Below are 16,906 nucleotides of genomic sequence, written 5' to 3'. Positions count from 1 at the left end.
AATACATACCTTTATCATAACCAGATTATATAGTTTTAATAGCCTTTTTAGGACATTTTTGCATACATAGGTGACATCCTACACATTTTTCATTATCAATGTTATGTTTTTGCTTAAGTTCTCCTTTTATAGCATCAAACTTACACTCCTTTTTACAAATTGTACATCCAACACAAAGGTCTTCATCAATAGTTACCTTTTGTCTTTTGCTTAGATCTCCTGATATTACTTTAGTTGGACATTTTTGCACACATACCATACATCCAACACATTTATCATAGTCTATTTTTGCAATTTTATTTTCAAATACAATAGCATCAAATTTACATACCTTGGCACATATACCACAGCCTATACACCCTGCACTACATTTTTCTTTAACTACTTTTCCAAAATCTTTACTATTACACTCTACTACAACTTCATTTTTAGCAGGCTTTTTATTTATTAATCCTTTTGGACAAATATCTATACATTTCCCACACATTACACATTTTTCTTCGTCTACTATGGCCACTCCATCTACTATAGATAATGCATCAAACTTACATACGCTTACACATGTTCCTAATCCTAAGCATCCAAATTTACATGCTTTAGCACCTGCATTTAATACGTTAGCTGCTCTACAGTCAGAGATTCCCTCATATTCGTATTTATCTTTAGCACTTTGACAGTTTCCTTTGCAAATAACTTTTGCTACTTGCTTTTCTCCTGACTCAGCACGTAATCCCATTACATCTCCTATCTTTTCTGCCACTGATGTTCCACCTACTGGACATCCATTTACAGGCGCCTTACCTTCGACTATGGCATTTGCAAGACCTCCACATCCTGGATATCCACATCCACCACAGTTAGCACCTGGAAGTACAGAAAGTATAGCCTCAACTCTTTCATCTACCTCTACTGCAAACTTCTTAGAAGCATAAGCAAGTACTGCTCCAAATATTAAACCCATAGCTCCTAAAACTACAATTGCATTTACTATACCCACTTAGTCTCACCCCCTATATTTATAACTGTATAAGTCCTGTAAAGCCTAAAAAAGCTATGGACATTAATCCTGCTGATATCAATGTTATAGGGAACCCTCTAAAAGATTCTGGTATGTCTGCTAACTCTAATCTTTCTCTTATTCCCGCAAATAGTACTATTGCTAATGTAAATCCTATTCCTGCTCCAAATCCATTTACCATAGTTTCAATTAGATTATATCCACTATCAATATTAACCAACGCTATACCAAGCACTGCACAGTTTGTAGTTATAAGAGGTAAGAAAACCCCTAGTGCTTGATATAATGATGGACTCATTTTTTGTATTACCATCTCAACAAATTGAACTATTGAAGCTATTACTAATATAAAAGCAATAGTTTGTAAGAATTCAACATTTGCACTTACAAGTAATTTTTGAATAAAATATGTTATAAAAGAAGCTAAAGTTAAAACAAATGTAACTGCAGCTCCCATACCTACCGCTGTATCAACCTTTTTTGAAACTCCTAAGAATGGACATATACCTAGGAATTGAGATGTTATAACATTGTTAACAAGTACGACACTTAAAAATAAAAGTACTAAATTCATCTACACTTCCCCCTCCACTAAGCTTTCTTTTTTCTCAATTTGTTAAATCCTGCCATTAAGAATCCTAATGTCAAGAATGCTCCTGGAGGCAATATAAATAGTAGCGCAGGTTGGAAAGATGACCCAAATAAACTTAATCCAAATAAGCTACCTCCACCAAGTATCTCTCTCACTGATCCTAATACCACAAGTGCAACTGTAAATCCAAGTCCCATACCTATACCATCAACAGCTGCACTTAATGCACCATTTTTAGAAGCAAAACTCTCTGCTCTTGCTAATATTAAACAGTTAACAACTATTAATGGAATATATAACCCAAGTGCACTATCTAGTGCAGGAATATAAGCTTTTAATAACATACCTACTATTGTAACAAATGTAGCTATTACAACTATAAATGATGGTATTCTTATTTTATCTGGTATAACCTTTCTCATTAAAGATATAACTATATTGGAACAAATAAGAACTACTGCTGTAGAAAGACCCATTCCAAGCCCATTTATAGCTGATGTAGTAACTGCTAATGTTGGGCACATTCCTATAACCTGTATAAATATAGGATTTTCATCTATAATACCATTTTTTAACACTTTCCCTACATTCATATATTCTCCCCCTATCTATTGTTAAGAGAACTATTATATAATTCAATTGCAGTATTTACGCCTTTAGTGACTGCATTTGAGGTAATAGTCGCTCCTGATATTGCCTGTATTTCTTTATCTGATGAAGCGCTTCCCTTCACTAATGAAAGTTCTTCTACTGGTTTCCCTGTAAACTGACCTTTGAAGCCTTCTTCCGATGCCTTAGCACCTAAACCAGGAGTTTCTTTCATGCTACCAATGTTTATACCGGTTACTTTTCCCTCTGATGATATACCTACTATCAGTTCTATTTCTCCTCCATAACCTTTAGGTAATACTTTTACAGTATATCCAATAATATCAGATGCATCTGTACCTTCATATACTTCAGCTACTACTCCATTTATATTTTCATATTCACTATTAGAAACTAATTTAAACTCTTTCGCATCTGGTAGTACAATCTGTCTTGATTCATTATTTGCTTGTATATTTCTCTCTTCTATTACAGGAGCTGTGATTTGATTTGTAGCTCCTAGTGCTAAAGCTGCAACTGCACATATAACGAATAAATTTAATCCTAGCTTTACTATGCTATTCATTATTTTGCCACCTCCCCAAACACTCTATTTGACACATATTTATCTATAAGAGGTGTTATAACATTTACTAATAAGATTGAGTATGATACTCCTTCTGGATATCCTCCGTACATTCTAATTACTGATGTTAATATACCTGCTAATACTGCATATATTATCTGACCTTTCTTAGTCATAGGTGATGTAGTATAATCTGTAAGCATAAAGAATGCTCCTAACATAAGTCCACCTGCAAATAATTCATATATTGCAAAGTTAAAATTAAATCCTGATAGTATAAATGTTAATATAAACACTGTAATTATGTAAAATACTGGTATGACATAGTTTATTATTCCTTTATACATTAGGTATACTCCACCTAATATTATTAGAATAGCAGAAGTCTCACCTATACTTCCTCCAATATTACCTATAATCATGTCAGTCAAACTTATCCCACTGCTTGTTAATGCTTCTATTCCTTCAGACCCTGCCTTTAGAAATGCTAATGGCGTAGCTGTAGTTACTGCATCTAAACTTCCTGAACTTACCCAGTTTATTCCCGTTTTAGTCCATGCCGTCATAGCTACCGGGAAAGATGCTAATAAAAATGCTCTGGCTCCAAGTGCAGGGTTTATAAAGTTATTACCAATACCACCAAATACCATTTTTACTACTATTATTGCAAATGCTCCACCAATTAAGCACATCCACCAAGGAAGTGATGCAGGTACATTAAATGCTAACAACAGCCCTGTTACAACTGCTGAAAAATCACCTATTGTGCTTTCAGTTTTAGATATTTTTTGATATAAAAATTCCGAACCAACTGACCCAAGTATACAGAAAAGCATTGCATTTAGTGCACTTAATCTAAAAAAGTATACTCCCGCTAATGCAGCTGGAAGAAGTGCAATTACAACTTGCTTCATTATATATGAAGTATCTTCATTACTTCTCACATGAGGTGAAGATGATACTATAAATTTATTTTCCATCATATATCCCCCTAACCCTATTTATTAGATGTTTGCTTTCTTCTAAGCGTCAATATTTCTTTTTTTGCATTTCTTATTGATTGAAGTAGTGGTCTTCTAGCTGGACATATATATGAACATGAACCACATTCTATACAATCTAGTGCCCTATACTCTTCAGCACCTGCAAACTCATCTCTTAGAGAGTATGCACTAATATACAGTGGTTGTAAAAATGCTGGACATACCTCGCTACATTTTCCACATCTTATACAGTTTTGTGGCTTAGGAGTTCTTGACTCTTTTTCGTCTAAACATAGTATTCCTGATGATCCTTTATTCGTAGGTATGTCAGTTGTATATTGAGCTATACCCATCATAGGTCCTCCCATGATAACTTTACCAACTTTTTTATCTTCCTTAAATCCACCACACTGATCTATTATCTCTGAAACTATTGTACCAACCTTAGTTATTAAATTTTTTGGCTCTTTTATGCAGCTACCAGTTACAGTAGTTATTCTTTCTACCAATGGTAACCCTGTCTTAATAGACTTTGCTATCTGTGCTGCTGTACCAACATTATCAACTACAGCACCTGCATCCATCGGAAGGCCTCCTGAAGGTACTTCTTTTCCAGTACATGCATATATAAGTTGTTTTTCTGCTCCTTGTGGATACTTTACCTCTAAGCTTACTACTTCTATATCACTATATTCTTTAGCTACATTTTCTATGGCCTCTATAGCATCTGGCTTATTTATCTCAATTCCTATAAATCCTTTACTAACATCCAAAGCCTTCATTAATGCTCTAAGTCCAAATACTACATCTTCTGGATACTCTACCATTAATCTATGGTCAGCTGTTAAGTATGGCTCACATTCAGCTCCATTTAATATAACGACTTCAATGTTTTTATCCGGCGGAGGTGATATTTTAACATGATTTGGGAATGTTGCTCCTCCCATACCAACTATCCCAGCCTCTTTTATTATAGATATAATATCTTCTTTACTTAAATCTTCTACATTTCCCTTTGGTTTGACACTTTCGTGTAATTCTTCTTTGAAATCGTTTTTTATTGCTATACATTGAGAACTTCCCCCTGGAACTTCACGTGTTTCTATCGCAATAACTGTGCCTGACACAGATGAATGTACATTACATGATACAAATCCCTGCTGCTCACCTATTTTCTGTCCTAGTTTAACTTCATCTCCAACCTCAACAATAGGTATTGCTGGTGCTCCAATATGCTGTTGTAGAGGTATATAAACTATTTCAGGTCCCTCTGCTCTTTCAAGAACTTTTTTACTAGAGTACTCTTTTTTATATGAAGGATGTATCCCTCCTCTAAAAGTTAAGAGTTTCATTGTCTTACCCCCTTAAATAAAAATTTAAACAATTTTTTCTTATATTCTAAGTATACTATAACTTATTCCAAATCTTAACAATTGTTAAAAATATATCTGTATTTTTCAACGTTTTTAAGGTTTTTGTCAACGAAAAAAAGGCTGTTAAATTACAGCCTTTTTATGCTTCATTAATAGATTTTATGAAAGAAAAGTATCCATGCATTGAAGATAAAAATAAGCTTTCACTTACATTATATTTATCTTCATTTGCAGCTTTGGATGCTTCGTCCACCTTTTCATCTGTATTTTGTATGTATGTATTCAATTTAGATTTAAAAGTTTCCATTTCCTTATAATCAATTTTATCAACTTGCTCTTGTATATCTTTTAATATTTCTTTTCTCTTTGTTAAAATTTCATTGTATGATTTTGTATCAATGTTTTCTGTATTAGATGTCCAAAATTTTGATTCTTCTTCAAAGTTTGTTATTAATTTATTTAACCCTTCAGACATACTATTAGCATAGGAGTACTTGTCTGTATATTTAAATGATAACATAGGTATTTCTACAGTTGCTAAAAATGCATCCGGAAATATTGCTTTTACACTATCAAGATGAGTTCTCGTTGTCTCCTTATCAAAAAATGAGTAAGTCTGTACTTTGCTTACACCATCCACTTCAACAGTAGAAAATGGTATTTTATTTTGACTTAAAGTATTTTCAACATTAATCCTATCATTTTCATTATCTACAGATGCTACTTGAATTGTGTAAACATTCCATCCATTTATCTTTGCCAACTTAACCTCATCACTTTGTTCTATAGTTTTCGCTTCATCCGATGCTCCTTTTTCCTTTTGAATAGCTTCTAACTCTGAGGTTAAATCATTATTTGTCATAGTTTCTACTCCCTTTGATTTGTCCCAAAAAGTTATTTTGTCCATCATGCTACCAAATGTATCACCAATACCAGCAAACATTTCACCTTTTATTATATTTTTACTAAAGATACCTGTACTAAAAATTTCACTATTTTTCACCTTAACAAATGTATATCCACCAACTATGCTAACACATACTATTACTAGCACAATCTTTGGAGCATTGTTGTTTCTTCTTTTATTAAAACCTCTGTAAATCTTTCTTCTTCTAATCATTAGTTTGTCCCCCCTAATAATATTATTAGTAATATATATTTTAGGATGCTCAACTTTATGATAAAAAAGTTTTATTTATTTTTTGGAGGTAATATTTCTATCCAGTAATTATCTGGATCTGCTATAAAGTATATTCCCATAGCTTCATTTTCAAAGCATATACATTCTAATTCTTTATGTAATTTATGAGCCTCTTCAAAATTATCAACTCTTAATGCTAAATGGAATTCATTATCCCCTAGGTTATATTCTCTATCCCAATCTCTAAGCCATGTTAGTTCTAAATTATGAGTAGTTACTCCATCACCTAAATATACGATTATAAAACTACCATCCTCTGATTCTATACGACTTGTTTCTTTTAAACCTAAAGCTTTGTTATAAAATTCTAAGCTCTTTTCTAAGTTAGTAACATTAAAATTATTGTGACAAAATGTAAATTTCATTTTAATTCTCCTTATACTTTTGTAATATTTTTCTATTTCTATATTATATTTATATCTTTATTTTTGCAACTATTGGATAGTGATCAGACATAGTTTTTATTAAAACATTATATTCTAGTATCTCAATTTCTGGAGATGTAAATATGTAGTCAATTCTATCTAGTCCCGTAGCAAAAGTAAGAACATTAGACTTTTTTAATTCTTTTGCTGCATCTTTTAAAATCTCTTCTTTAAACTCTATACTTCCTTCATTAAAATCACCAACTACAATATAATGATCACTTCCAAGCTCACTTATAAATGAGTTTAACTCTTTAAGCTGTATCTCTCTTTCTTCCTTACCTAATCCTAGATGTATATTTATGATATTCAAATTTTTACCTCCAACATCTACAACCGTATGAAGCATTCCTCTTTGTTCTCTGTCACTACTTAAATATATATGATTTTCACTCTTTATAGGATATTTTGAGTACGTTACTAACCCGTAGTTTAGACCCAGGTTTACAACATTAGCACCAAAATGTGAATTCATCTTTAATTCTTCTTTCAAGCTACTAACTTGAAATCCTACTTTTGCTGATTCGTTAACTTCTTGTAGGCATATTATATCCGCATTAGATATTCTCAGAAAATCTATTATATCAAATAGCGTAGGAAACATATCTTTGTTAAGTCCACTATGTATATTATAACTTACTATTTTTATTTCTTTTCTTGGAGCAAAGTAACGTGTCTCAATTTCTTTTGAAGTTATGATGATTAAAATTAATATTATTATAACTATAGCTTTTTTCTTTTTACTTATGTTCATCATCTCCTCTTATGTATTCTTTTATAGTATATGCTAATACAAAAATTAAAGACGCTATATTAGCGCCTCTAACTTAATATCTAATTAATTATCTTTCTTAGCTATTTTTTCCTTAATTATATAATTTATTACTTTCTTTCTTATATCCTCTGCTCTATCTTCATCATCTACACTAATATCTAGTAATCTAGCTATAGACCTCATGTCTTCTCTAGTTTTAGATCTGTAACTTTCTATTAATTCATCTTTTATTTTATCCGGCTCTAAAATATATTCATCTTTACCTCTCTTATAAGATACATATTTTCTTGAATAATTATTTCGGTTTGAATATATATGGCTTGATACTTTTCTTAGGATTTGATTGTATGAACTCTTCATATTTGCATTAATCCCTAAATGTCTTGCAAATTTAACTAATTCATTTTTTGATTTAAATATTTCCTCTTGTCTAATTGTCTTGGCTATTGATGATATATTCTCTTGATATGAACTTGATTTTAGTATCCTTGAGTACACACTATTTACTCCTATTCCTTTGTTTGTTCTTTTTATATTCTCATTGATAACCTTATCAATATTTCCCTCAAAGTATTTATGTGCTCCCTTTTGGGATACATAGTTTTCGAGCTCTTTGTGGGCCATATCAAGTATCATTTTTCTTAAATCTTCCTTATATCCTCTAGGCTCCATGATATCCCCCCCTTGCTTACTAGTATTATATTCATTTTTTTTCTAAAATGTGAGTTCCATTCTTGGCCATTTTTCATAATATAATCTATATACATTAAATAAAAACTTATATTTGATGTATATATCTGTTGAGTGTGGACATACTATTAATGTAAAATCAAACATACTCAATCTCCCCCATTTTAGACTTCTATTAATTCCCCCAATAGAAGTCTTTTTTTGTTCAAATCATCATATATAAATGCAATAAAAAAACTGGCTATGAAGCCAGTTTCTTTTACTCTATTCCTTTTAATTCAAATCCTAGGTCTTCTATTACTTCTTGTAACTTAGATTCAGATACATTTTCACTCATGTTCACTAAAGCGTATTTTCCTTCTAGATTTACTTCTATAACTTCTACACCTTCAATATCTTCAGTTAAGGCTGTAGTAAGATGATTTACGCAGTGTCCACAGCTCATTCCATCAATTAATAGTTTTTTCTTCATATGTATCACCTCCTCACATACCCTATATGGGTATTTTAGCATATTTATTATAATATTTTAATACTTTTATTTATTTTTTATTTTTAAATTAGATATTCCTTCATATACATCAAAATCATTAGGTAAAATCTTACCATCTAATCTTTTATTGGTAACTATATAATCATCTCTTATTACAAGACTTATAAATGCTACATTATCTCTTATATGCTTTTGTATTGATTTATAGATATCTTTTATTTGATTTTCTGAAGTAGCATTTACTAAAGACGTCATATAGTTAGTTAGCTTTTCATCTGTGTAACCACTACTTGCTATTATATCTCTAACATCTGGAACACTAGATAATTCCCATCCAACTATAGCTAAATCATATTGTTTCTCAGAAATAGCAGCATCTATTTCTTTAGAACTCATTTCAACTATAGTAGATTTTATTCCTATTGCTTTTAGGTTATTGCTTACTAAATATGCTGTTTTTAGCCTTTCACTATTTTCTTTATTGACTATTATTTTTAAGTCCAACTCAGAAATCATCTTTTTAACTTCTGCTTTATCTAATCCACTATTAGGTTTTTTATTAGACTCTTCATTAGATTTTGTTGAATCTTCATTATTTGTATTTTCTGATTCACTTTTATTGTCTGCATTATTAGATTGTATATCCTTATTTTCTGTGTTTTCAGCCCCTGTGTTTTCTGATTGCTCATTTCCTTCTGACTTGACAGGCTTAGCCTTTTCTAAATAAGATTTTGCTTTTTCTATATTATAAGCAAATGGTTTTAAATCTGAATCATAGTATTTTGACTTAGAATTAAGCGGGAAGTTAACTAATGTAGCATCTTCCATATATCCCTCTTCAAGTATAAACTCTCTATTTATACTATGTAATATAGCTTTCCTAAAATTTATATCCTTTAAAAACTCATTATCATAATTAAATATTATAGATTCATAGTCTCTACTTTCATAAGTTGTTATATTAAACTCTTTCTCTTGGAATTTACTTAGGTCCTTTAATGATATATTAGTAATATCACTTTGTAGAGCCATTACCATCGAAACTTGAGCTTCTTCATCTGGTACTATACTTACATCAATATTTCTTATTGTTTTAGGTAGCTCTTCATAGTATTCTTCATTAACCGAAAGAATCATACCTGATCTTTGCTCATAACGATCTATTTTATACGGTCCATTTCCTATCAAGTTCTTCTGCTGTGAGTTAATATCTCCAGATGAACTTAACTGGCTTTTAGATACTATCGGAAAAATCAATGTATCTACTGAGAATGCATACTTTTCTTTGAACCTTATAGTCAACTCTTTGTTGTTTATAACTGAGACCGAAGATATCTTCTGTGCTAAAAGATTATATGGGCTACTTGCATTATTTTGGATTAAATTAACTGAAAACTGAACATCTTGAGCAGTCACTTCGCTCCCATCATGCCACTTTGCATCTTTTAATTTAATACTTACACTCATTCCATCCTCAGATAAGCCGTATTCTTCTGCCATTTGAGGAACTATATCGTAGTTTTCATCTATAGTAAATAACCCATCATATATCAGATTCATTATATATCCTACTGACTTATCTTGATTCATTATAGGGTTTATAGTTTCTGGTTTTACCATTGTTAGTTGTATATTTTCTGAGCTTATGGCACTTTTACTATCCTCTTTAGCTGTATTATTTTCAGTTATTTCCTGACAACCTACTGTCATCATGACAATAGCTAAAATCATACTCAAAACCTTTGTCTTTTTCATTAGTTTATTCCTTCCCTGCCATATATCTTATTATATTTCTTATAGTTTGAATTTACTTTCTCAACATATGTTGAAGTTTCCTTAAAGGGTATCTTATGCAGATTTTCCCCATCTTTGCTATATGAGTCGTTCCCAAGCCACTTTCTTACATTACCAGACCCTCCATTATATGCCGCTATTACTAAATTCAAGCTTCCAAACTCTCTAAAAAGCTTATTTAAGTACCAACATCCGATCATTATATTTACTTCTGGATCGTATATATCCACTTCTTCCAGTCCCAATTCTTCTGATGCCCAGTCTCTAGTTATATCACTTATTTGCATTAGGCCCTTTGCACCCTTATGCGATGTTGCATTTTTTCTAAACTTACTTTCAGCTTTCATGACACTAAAAACTAAATTTTCTTCTAAGTTGAACTCTTTCGAATATCTTTCAACATATATAGAATATTTTCTAGGATATAGTAGCTTTTGAATATTGTTACTTTCTACAAGCAATACTCCAAGTAAGATTATAAAAATAGATAGAATTAATATTCTTTTTTTAGCCACACCAATTCTCCTTCATATATTTTATAAATTTATTTGCTTTTTCTTCCAACTCAATTAGTGTCCCCGAATTGTCTATTATATAATCCCCATATTTGGATTTTTCTTCCTGGATCATTTGCGATTTTATTCTACTTAGAGCTTGCTCTTTACTAGAATTATCTCTATTTTTTATCCTTTCAATTTGAACAGCTTCATCACATGTTATTACTAAAATCTTATCTACTAATTCTAGAAAGTTTCCTTCTATTAAAAGTGCTGCATCTAATACAACTATTTCTTCACCTTTAATACTTGCCTCATGTATTTTTGATAAGATTTTTTCTCTTATTATTGGATGGGTTAACTTATTTAATTTTATTAGTTTATCATCATCATTAAATACTATCTCACCAAGTAATTTTCTATTTAAAGTTCCATCATCATTTTTTATACTTTCACCAAAAGTATCAAATACCTGCTTCAGAATAAGTTTGTCTTCAAATATTTGCCTGGAAATAATATCAGCATCAATTATACTGATATTATTTTTTATAAATATATTAGATAAACTACTTTTTCCACAGCCTATATTTCCAGTAAGTCCTAATACTAACAAAAAATCACCTACTTTGTTTCATACCACGAGCTACCTACATTTAGGTCTACATCTAAATGTACATCCATAGCTACAGCATTTTCCATTTCTTCTTTTACTATTCTTTTTACTATCTCAATCTCTGCATCTATAGCTTCTACAATAAGTTCATCGTGTACTTGAAGTATTAATTTTGATTTTAATTCACATTCTTCCATCTTCTTGTATACATTTACCATAGCTATCTTTATAATATCTGCTGCACTACCTTGTATAGGTGCATTCATAGCAAATCTCTTTCCTCTATTTCTTTCCATAAAATTACTTGATTTTATTTCTGGTATATATCTTCTTCTATTTAGTAAGGTAGTTACATATCCATGTTCAGTTGCACTTTCTATCGTATTATCCATAAACTCTTTTATCTTATGGTATTTGTCTAAGTAATTTTCTATATATTCCTTGGCTTGTTTTACTGGTATATGAAGATCTTCAGATAATGCAAAATCACTTATTCCATATACTATACCGAAGTTTACAGCCTTTGCCGCACTTCTTATATCACTTGTCACTTCATCTATTGGTACATTAAATACTTGCGATGCTGTTTTTGTATGTATATCTTCATCGTGATTAAATGCATCTATCATATTTTCATCACCACTCATATGAGCAAGTACTCTAAGTTCTACTTGAGAATAGTCAGCATCTACTAGCTCATGTCCCTCATCTGCTATAAACACCTTTCTTATCTTTCTTCCCATCTCCATTCTTACAGGTATATTTTGAAGATTTGGTTCTGTAGAAGATATTCTTCCTGTAGTAGTTATAGTCTGGTTAAATGATGAGTGTATTCTATTGCTTATTGGATTTATAATTGCAAGTAGACCCTCTACATAAGTTGAGTTTAACTTAACAATTTGTCTATACTCAGTTATCTTATCGATTATAGGATGCTTATCTCTTAGTTTGTCTAATACTTCAGCATTTGTTGAGTAACCAGTTTTAGTTTTCTTTATCACTGGCAATTCTAGCTTTTCAAATAATACAACACCTAATTGCTTCGGAGAGTTTATATTAAATGGCTCTCCTGATAGTTCATAAATTTCCTTCTCTAAAGTATTTATTATTTCTTTAAATTCGATACCTAGTTCATTTAATTTATCTCTATCTACCTTCATACCTTCATATTCCATATTACCTAGCACTTCTACTAAAGGCATTTCTACATGATAGAAAAGTCCATCCATACTAGTTTCATTTAAGCTTTTTTCCATCTTTGGAGATACATTTTTAACAGTATATACAATATCTGAAATATACTCACTAAGCTCTTCAAACTCTAAATCTTGATATTTCTTAGCTTTAACTCCCTTACCAAGTAGCTCCTCTTCTGATTTCATCTTCTTAGTTAAATACTTCATAGCCAACGCGCTACATTCATAAGATGTAGCTGATGCTGAATCTATAAGGTATTCAGCTATTGTGATATCAAAGTTCATATTCTCTAGTTTTATGTTGTACGCTCTTAAAGCAATATAGTCTTCTTTCATGTTGTAACCATACTTTTTAATCTCAACGCTACTAAGAACACCTTCAAATCTAGCTATATCTTCTTCATTTATGTAATATATATTTTCCCCATCTACGCTTACAAATAGGTATAGTATGTTTTTACTAAGTATATTCCCTTGCTTTCTAACAGATTTTAATATAAGCTTACCTTTACTATTAACAGTGTTTATAAATTCATCTATATTTTCTAGTTTACTTATATTTAGATTAGTTTTTTCTTCAATAACATCTTCTCCACCATCTAATTCTAAAACTCTTGATAATAAACTTGTAAATCCTAGATGTCTAAAATTTTCTAGTATATCATCTTTATTATAATCTCCAAAAACTAAATCCTCTAAATTTATCTCTATAGGAACATCTCTTATTATTGTAGCTAATCTTTTACTCATGACAGCAAGCTCTTTATTCTCTTCTATCTTAGTTTTTACACTTCCTTTAAGCTTGTCTGTATTTTCTATTAAGTTTTCTATGCTTGAGTATTCTTTTATAAGCTTAATTCCTGTTTTTTCACCTATACCTGGTACCCCTGGTATATTATCAGACTTATCTCCCATAAGACCCTTTAAATCAATAAATTGAGTAGGAGTCATTTCATACTTTTCCATTACCGAATTAAAATCATATTCCTCTACCTCTCCAACACCTTTTTTCGTAATTAAAGTTGTTGTATTATCTGATGCTAATTGTATTGCATCCTTATCTCCTGTAACTATATATACTTTATATCCATTTTCTTCAGCACGTTTAGAAACAGTTCCTATTATGTCATCTGCCTCAAAGCCATCTATTTCTAATCTATTTATTTTAAAATTATCTAAAAGTTCTTTTAAGGGTTCAAACTGAACTCTTAATTCATCTGGCATTTTCTTTCTACCTGCTTTATACTCTTTAAACTCAATATGTCTAAATGTTGGTGTCTTCCTATCAAAAGCTACACTTATATGAGTTGGCTTATATATATCAATTATTTTAAACAACATTGTTGTAAATCCATATATTGCATTAGTTTTTAATCCTTCCTTATTATTCATTTCCGGAAGTGCATAAAAAGCCCTATTTATTATTGAATTTCCATCTATTATAATTAATCTTTTATCCAAAGTCTATCACTCCTAGTTTTCTATTTTGTACTACATACCTATTATATACAAATATTCTATTATTTAATATTACCACAATATTAATAGGATATTAAGATTAAATACCTCTCAATTAGTCTATTCAAACAAAAAAGTAGTATACTTTTCCATTTTTTGTGCTATAATTACTTTAGATTAATATTTAACAAATACCAATTAGCCGGATTGGCGGAATGGCAGACGCGACGGACTCAAAATCCGTTGGTAGCAATATCGTGTGGGTTCGAGTCCCACATCCGGCACCACTTAATATTTTAAAAGAGTTCTATCCTACTTTGGTTAGAACTCTTTTATTTTCCAACAAATATAAGTATCTATAAAACACGATTTTACTTTTTAAAATATTATGACAGGCAACATAAATCATTAGTAGGTAATATCATATCAAAGCAGAACACTGCTTTTAAAGGAGTTAACGACGCTGTTGATATATTTACATTTAATATATTATTTGATGTAATTGCAGCATCAGCTCTTGGTTCTACCGCAATACTACTAGTACCAACATTAAAAGTTATACTAGCTTGAGATAAGTTTTTAATTCTGACTGTCCCTCGTACAGAAATACCATCTGTTTCATAAACAACTACTGGGCTTGTAGAGGATAAAACAGTTGTAGTAAATTGTTCCTTAGTAAATCCATTACAGCAAGTGCTATCTATATCACAAGCACTATTCTTTATCTTTTTAAAGTCAGATTGTGAATCACATTCACTGTTACTATTAAATACTAATAACGTATTTTCTGATCTACTATTAGAGTTTAATGGACAACACAGATCATTTGTTGGTATTGCTATATCAAAACACAATAATGCTTTAGCGAGATCTTGTGATGTTGTTGAGATAATAACATTTTGTATATTACTTGAAGTTATCTGAGCCTCTGAATTCGAACCTACATTTATAGTGGAAGTACCCACAGTAAAACTGATAACTGCTCGCGATAGATTTTTTATTTTTACTGTACCTCTTATTGAAATATTATTTACAGAATATACGATTACTTGAGCTGTAGAATTAACATACGCAATTAAATTAAATTGCTCACTAACAAATCCATTACAACATGTACTAGAGATATCACAAAATTTATCCTTCACATCTTCACATTCTGGTTGTTGACAGTTTCCATATCCATACTTTCTAGGCATATCAAACATATTATACACCTCCTTTTAAAAGAACAATTTATATAACTGTCCTCATTATATTATATTAATTATCTACATTTTAGTTACTCAATAAGTATTTTTCTTTATTTTCCTACAAATTTCCTATTTATTTTAATGTAAAATTAGAATATATTAATTTATTTTCGATTTTAATGTTATTGATACTATTTCAGGTCTACAGTTTACTCTCATTAGTAACTTCGATCCACCAAGCCCCTTTGTTAAAAGCATTGTTGAGTTGTTTTTATTGTATTCCCCAAAATCATACTCCGGGAAAAATTCTCTATTTGGAGACAATAAACCACCTTTAAATGGTATTCTTATTATACCGCCATGAACATGACCTGCTAGGATTAAATCAGCACCCCAATTTGCATAATCATTAAAATAAAAAGGGCTATGAGAAAGTAATATATTGTACTCATTCTTATTTATTTTTCCTAATCTAGTTTCTACAAATCTTTCTTCTAACTTTATCGTTTTCTTACTATTACTAAAGAAATATGTATAAAATTCTAAAGGTATTATTAGGCCATATAAATTTATAGTGCTATTGCCTTTTTTTATTTTTACAATATTATCTTCAATATTAACAATATTTTTACGGTATAATCTTTTGAAATAATTCATATATAAATCCCTATGCTTTTTTACCAATGACTTTTGCTCATGATTCCCTATTATATGATAAATATTATATCTTTTAGATAGGTCTTCAATTAAACTTAAAGCTGTGTCAAAGTTTTTACTGTCTCCATCAATTAAGTCACCTGTTATAAATATAGCATCTGGGTTTTCATTATCTATCTTCTCAATTAAATTTTTATTACCTATACCAAAGCTTTTATTGTGAAGATCACTTATATGAACTATCTTAAAATCATTAAACTCAGATGGTATTTTTTCATTTTCTATAATATATTTTGTGGTTTCTATAGAATCAACTCCATATTTATATATTGAATATCCCATTGATAATAAGGATGCTCCTATAATTACTTTTGCTATCATTAATTCATACCTCTCTAATCTATCTATTTCATTTTCATAATAATAAATCATATACTTATCATGCTAAATTTATTAACACTATTATAGTATCTATATACATTAATAACAAATAAAAAAAGTGCCATACAACATGTATGGCACCTGATATTAATCTTGTCTCTTTACTTTATGGTATAATTTTTCAGTTTTAGTTTTGTTAGTTCCACTATCTCTTGCACCTATTTTTTGTCCATCTTTTATACCTAGTTCTGAAGCATGTTCACTATACATTTTTCTTATCTCTGCCTTTGATTTAGGTCTGTCTTTTAATCGATTTTTATTATTGTCCATATTTTTATCTCCTTTGGAAGTCTAAGTATATATTAATTTTTCCCATAGTAGATATTGAATATTCCA

19 protein-coding genes and 1 tRNA gene are annotated in these 16,906 nt (G+C 30.3%); 1 reads left to right on the top strand and 19 read right to left on the bottom strand.

All coding sequences use genetic code 11. From position 1 onward, the window contains the following. Window positions 1-25: 25 nt before the first annotated feature. The 16 genes from CHL78_RS00215 to polA all read right to left on the bottom strand — a co-directional run bounded on the left by CHL78_RS00215 (window position 26) and on the right by polA (window position 14,285). Window positions 26-997, bottom strand: coding sequence for an RnfABCDGE type electron transport complex subunit B (locus tag CHL78_RS00215; RefSeq protein WP_094367805.1), 972 nt, complete (start codon window positions 995-997; stop codon window positions 26-28). Window positions 998-1,016: 19 nt separating this feature from the next. Continuing rightward, window positions 1,017-1,592: an electron transport complex subunit RsxA gene (gene rsxA, locus CHL78_RS00210; protein WP_094367806.1), complete on the bottom strand. Its 576-nt coding sequence runs from the start codon at window positions 1,590-1,592 to the stop codon at window positions 1,017-1,019. 17 nt (window positions 1,593-1,609) lie between these two features. Next, window positions 1,610-2,203, bottom strand: a complete 594-nt coding sequence (locus CHL78_RS00205) for an RnfABCDGE type electron transport complex subunit E (protein ID WP_094367807.1) — start codon at window positions 2,201-2,203, stop codon at window positions 1,610-1,612. Between the two features lie 11 nt (window positions 2,204-2,214). Continuing rightward, window positions 2,215-2,784 (bottom strand): RnfABCDGE type electron transport complex subunit G, encoded by a 570-nt coding sequence (locus CHL78_RS00200; protein WP_094367808.1) that lies wholly within the window; start codon window positions 2,782-2,784, stop codon window positions 2,215-2,217. Then, entirely contained in the window at window positions 2,784-3,764 is a 981-nt protein-coding gene (locus tag CHL78_RS00195) for an RnfABCDGE type electron transport complex subunit D (protein ID WP_094367809.1), read from the bottom strand. The genes CHL78_RS00200 and CHL78_RS00195 overlap by 1 nt, the downstream gene beginning before the upstream one ends. Before the next feature lie 17 nt (window positions 3,765-3,781). Beyond that, a complete protein-coding gene (rsxC, locus tag CHL78_RS00190; RefSeq protein ID WP_094367810.1) occupies window positions 3,782-5,119 on the bottom strand; it encodes an electron transport complex subunit RsxC in 1,338 nt (445 codons plus the stop codon). A gap of 160 nt (window positions 5,120-5,279) precedes the next feature. Beyond that, window positions 5,280-6,260: a hypothetical protein gene (locus CHL78_RS00185; protein ID WP_094367811.1), complete on the bottom strand. Its 981-nt coding sequence runs from the start codon at window positions 6,258-6,260 to the stop codon at window positions 5,280-5,282. A gap of 71 nt (window positions 6,261-6,331) precedes the next feature. Then, entirely contained in the window at window positions 6,332-6,706 is a 375-nt protein-coding gene (locus CHL78_RS00180; protein ID WP_094367812.1) for a VOC family protein, read from the bottom strand. 49 nt (window positions 6,707-6,755) lie between these two features. Next, window positions 6,756-7,520, bottom strand: coding sequence for an endonuclease/exonuclease/phosphatase family protein (locus CHL78_RS00175; RefSeq protein ID WP_094367813.1), 765 nt, complete (start codon window positions 7,518-7,520; stop codon window positions 6,756-6,758). 84 nt (window positions 7,521-7,604) lie between these two features. Then, window positions 7,605-8,213: a hypothetical protein gene (locus tag CHL78_RS00170; RefSeq protein WP_094367814.1), complete on the bottom strand. Its 609-nt coding sequence runs from the start codon at window positions 8,211-8,213 to the stop codon at window positions 7,605-7,607. Between the two features lie 42 nt (window positions 8,214-8,255). Continuing rightward, window positions 8,256-8,378 (bottom strand): hypothetical protein, encoded by a 123-nt coding sequence (locus tag CHL78_RS21255; protein ID WP_274541828.1) that lies wholly within the window; start codon window positions 8,376-8,378, stop codon window positions 8,256-8,258. A gap of 112 nt (window positions 8,379-8,490) precedes the next feature. Continuing rightward, window positions 8,491-8,703: a heavy-metal-associated domain-containing protein gene (locus CHL78_RS00165; RefSeq protein WP_094367815.1), complete on the bottom strand. Its 213-nt coding sequence runs from the start codon at window positions 8,701-8,703 to the stop codon at window positions 8,491-8,493. A 66-nt stretch (window positions 8,704-8,769) separates the two neighbouring features. After that, entirely contained in the window at window positions 8,770-10,479 is a 1,710-nt protein-coding gene (locus CHL78_RS00160; protein ID WP_094367816.1) for an ABC transporter substrate-binding protein, read from the bottom strand. Next, on the bottom strand, window positions 10,479-11,033 hold the full coding sequence (locus CHL78_RS00155) for a lytic transglycosylase domain-containing protein (RefSeq protein WP_094367817.1): 555 nt from the start codon (window positions 11,031-11,033) through the stop codon (window positions 10,479-10,481). Before CHL78_RS00155 ends, CHL78_RS00160 begins: the two co-directional genes overlap by 1 nt. Next, complete coding sequence (gene coaE / locus CHL78_RS00150) at window positions 11,026-11,628, bottom strand: dephospho-CoA kinase (RefSeq protein ID WP_094367818.1); 603 nt, start codon at window positions 11,626-11,628, stop codon at window positions 11,026-11,028. Before coaE ends, CHL78_RS00155 begins: the two co-directional genes overlap by 8 nt. 8 nt (window positions 11,629-11,636) lie before the next feature. Further along, the gene (gene polA / locus CHL78_RS00145; protein WP_116041140.1) at window positions 11,637-14,285 is read right to left on the bottom strand and encodes a DNA polymerase I; all 2,649 of its coding nucleotides are present in this window, start codon (window positions 14,283-14,285) and stop codon (window positions 11,637-11,639) included. Between the two features lie 198 nt (window positions 14,286-14,483). Between polA and CHL78_RS00140 the strand changes: the two genes are divergently transcribed. Next, window positions 14,484-14,569, top strand: a tRNA-Leu gene (locus tag CHL78_RS00140). A 99-nt stretch (window positions 14,570-14,668) separates the two neighbouring features. On the opposite strand, the gene CHL78_RS00135 is transcribed toward CHL78_RS00140, so the two are convergent. The 3 genes from CHL78_RS00135 to CHL78_RS00125 form a co-directional block, all read right to left on the bottom strand. Continuing rightward, the gene (locus CHL78_RS00135; protein ID WP_094369363.1) at window positions 14,669-15,487 is read right to left on the bottom strand and encodes a hypothetical protein; all 819 of its coding nucleotides are present in this window, start codon (window positions 15,485-15,487) and stop codon (window positions 14,669-14,671) included. Between the two features lie 144 nt (window positions 15,488-15,631). After that, complete coding sequence (locus CHL78_RS00130; RefSeq protein WP_243446340.1) at window positions 15,632-16,561, bottom strand: metallophosphoesterase; 930 nt, start codon at window positions 16,559-16,561, stop codon at window positions 15,632-15,634. A gap of 96 nt (window positions 16,562-16,657) precedes the next feature. After that, a complete protein-coding gene (locus tag CHL78_RS00125) occupies window positions 16,658-16,840 on the bottom strand; it encodes a hypothetical protein (RefSeq protein ID WP_094369365.1) in 183 nt (60 codons plus the stop codon). Between the last annotated feature and the right edge of the window lie 66 nt (window positions 16,841-16,906).

The sequence above is a fragment of the Romboutsia weinsteinii genome (assembly GCF_002250835.2).
In the GTDB taxonomy this organism is placed as follows: Bacteria; Bacillota; Clostridia; order Peptostreptococcales; family Peptostreptococcaceae; genus Romboutsia_A; species Romboutsia_A weinsteinii.
This window is presented reverse-complemented; position numbering and strand designations above follow the sequence as displayed.